The sequence below is a fragment of the Candidatus Pelagibacter communis genome (assembly GCF_001180185.1).
GTDB lineage: Bacteria > Pseudomonadota > Alphaproteobacteria > Pelagibacterales > Pelagibacteraceae > Pelagibacter > Pelagibacter ubique_F.
The window spans coordinates 1-2,122 of sequence record NZ_CVSS01000061.1; the positions used below are offsets into that span (position 1 = coordinate 1).

The following is a 2,122-nucleotide window of genomic DNA, read 5'->3' on the forward strand; positions in this document are numbered from 1 at the left end:
AATAGTGATACATGAAGAAGCAAGAGCTTCTGCATTAAAAGCTTTTCAAAGTTTAAAAAAAAAATTAATCTTCTCCTAAAAAATGATGAATTATAGTTCTTGTCTGTGGGTTTAACCTGTGCTCAAATAAATAGATACCTTGCCAAGTTCCAATTAATAAATTCCCGTTTTCAACACTAAGAGAAATTTGGTTATTGGTTAAACTGGATTTTATATGCGCGGGCATATCGTCTTTACCTTCAGTAGTATGAATATATAACTTATCATCCATTGGAGCTAATTTATTAAAATAATTAATCAAATCAGTTTGAACATCTGGATCTGCATTTTCTTGAATGATTAAAGAAGCACTGGTGTGCTGAATGCTAAGATTAAGAATACCATTTTTAAATTTATTTTTTTTTATCCAATCAATTGTTTGATCAGTGAATTCGTATAATTTTTGTCCATTAGTGCTGATTTTAAAGTTATTAAATTTTTGTATCATAAATTAAAGTTTAAAGATGTTAGTTCATATAAACGACTAATTGTACGTTTAAATGGTTCTTTTAGTGATTTAGATGATGTCAATTCATCTAAACTCTTTTCTACTGTGACAGCAATTGGTAGTTTTTTATCATAAACTATATCAATCAAGGTTATGAAACGGTGTTGCTGATTAGAATTAATGTCGTCAAACTTTGGTATTTGATCAATTACCATAAATTTAGAAACCTTAACTATTTCAAGATAATCTTCAGCGCCTAGATTTTTGTCACATAACTCATTAAATGTAAACCTTACAACGCCCTCATAAAATTCTTTAATTAAAAATTCTCTTCCTTTGATATCAAGCTTTTGGGTAGTTTTTTTTTTATCCTTTGAAATAATTCTAAAAAATTTATTCATTTTAAAATTACTTTCTTGGTTTAGTGGAAAGAAGTATCTATCATTTTGATTCTCTTTTGATTTTCTGTAATCATCTTCAATAACAAGTTCATGCTCGACTGTCTTTTTTTTCATAATCTCAATAAAAGGTTTGAATTGATCCCGTTGTAGACCATCCTTATATAAGTCAGAAATTTGAATATTAGAGGTGACAATTATTTTTATATTCTCATTAAATATTTTATCAAATAATTTACCTAGTATCATGGCATCTACTATGTTGGTAACTTGAAACTCATCAAAATAAATTAACAAAGCTTTTGATTTTAAATCTTTTACAAATAAATTAATAATATTTTCATCTCCTTTATTCTTATTTTCATGAACAAAATCATGAAAATTTAACATAAACTCATTAAAGTGAAGTCTTAATTTTTTTTTAGAAATAAGATCATAAAAAAAATCTAATATCATCGTTTTTCCAACACCAACACCCCCGTGAAGATAAAAACCTTTTTTATAATTTTCTTTTTTAAAAAAATTCAAGATCGAAGAATGAAAATTTTTATTATAAAAATCTTGTAGTAATTTCATTGTAGTTATTTGATTTTGATTAATCTCTAAATTTTTTGAACTACAAAATGATCTAAATTTTTCCTCAAGAGTTTTTGGCATCAATCTTTTTTTGATTTAAAATCAATGCCATATTCTGATCTTGGACCCTTTCTCAAACCAAATGGACCAGAAATAAAAATAGTCATTGGTCTAGTTCCAGGCTCTAAATCAACTCTGTGATATGTATTGGCAGATCTAAATCCAATATAACCCGGTCTTCTCCAAAATTTTCCTTTCTTAGTTGTTTCCCAATAACCACCCCTAATCACAATTGTAATGTATGGAAAAAGATGATTGTGTATTCCATCACCATGATCGTCAGCTAACATTTCATGAATAAGTATATTAAATGGAAACCATTTTGGTCTATGTCTGAAAATTAAATAATATCGATTCATCCAAGGTTTTGCTAAATCATATCTGGGGTGGGAAGGGCCACGATCAAAAACAATTTTTTTACGGCCAAGTTTTTCTAATAACTTAAGAAACATCAATTTAATTTAATAATAGCATTATCTTTTATTACAAAAAGATTTTCATTTAAAATAAAAGGTCTTGATATTTTATCACTGTCTATTTTGAGACTGATTTTTGTTGGAAATTACATCTTTACAGTATCCCTGGAAGGGTACTTATTTGT

3 protein-coding genes are annotated in these 2,122 nt (G+C 27.1%); all 3 read right to left on the minus strand.

Features of this window, described 5'->3' with window-relative positions:
• Positions 1-64: 64 nt before the first annotated feature.
• From AMN95_RS05345 to AMN95_RS05355, 3 genes are read right to left on the minus strand one after another with little or no spacing between them, the layout of a single operon-like run.
• The gene (locus AMN95_RS05345) at positions 65-487 is read right to left on the minus strand and encodes a secondary thiamine-phosphate synthase enzyme YjbQ (protein ID WP_075522926.1); all 423 of its coding nucleotides are present in this window, start codon (positions 485-487) and stop codon (positions 65-67) included.
• A complete protein-coding gene (zapE, locus tag AMN95_RS05350; protein ID WP_075522927.1) occupies positions 484-1,542 on the minus strand; it encodes a cell division protein ZapE in 1,059 nt (352 codons plus the stop codon). Before zapE ends, AMN95_RS05345 begins: the two co-directional genes overlap by 4 nt.
• Positions 1,542-1,973 (minus strand): hypothetical protein, encoded by a 432-nt coding sequence (locus AMN95_RS05355; protein ID WP_075522928.1) that lies wholly within the window; start codon positions 1,971-1,973, stop codon positions 1,542-1,544. Before AMN95_RS05355 ends, zapE begins: the two co-directional genes overlap by 1 nt.
• Positions 1,974-2,122: the final 149 nt, after the last annotated feature.

What these genes read in the sequence shown, in the direction of transcription:
- AMN95_RS05355 (WP_075522928.1), bottom strand. Translation starts at nt 1,973, where the DNA reads ATGTTTCTTAAGTTATTAGAAAAACTTGGCCGTAAAAAAATTGTTTTT.
- zapE (WP_075522927.1), bottom strand. Translation starts at nt 1,542, where the DNA reads ATGCCAAAAACTCTTGAGGAAAAATTTAGATCATTTTGTAGTTCAAAA.
- AMN95_RS05345 (WP_075522926.1), bottom strand. Translation starts at nt 487, where the DNA reads ATGATACAAAAATTTAATAACTTTAAAATCAGCACTAATGGACAAAAA.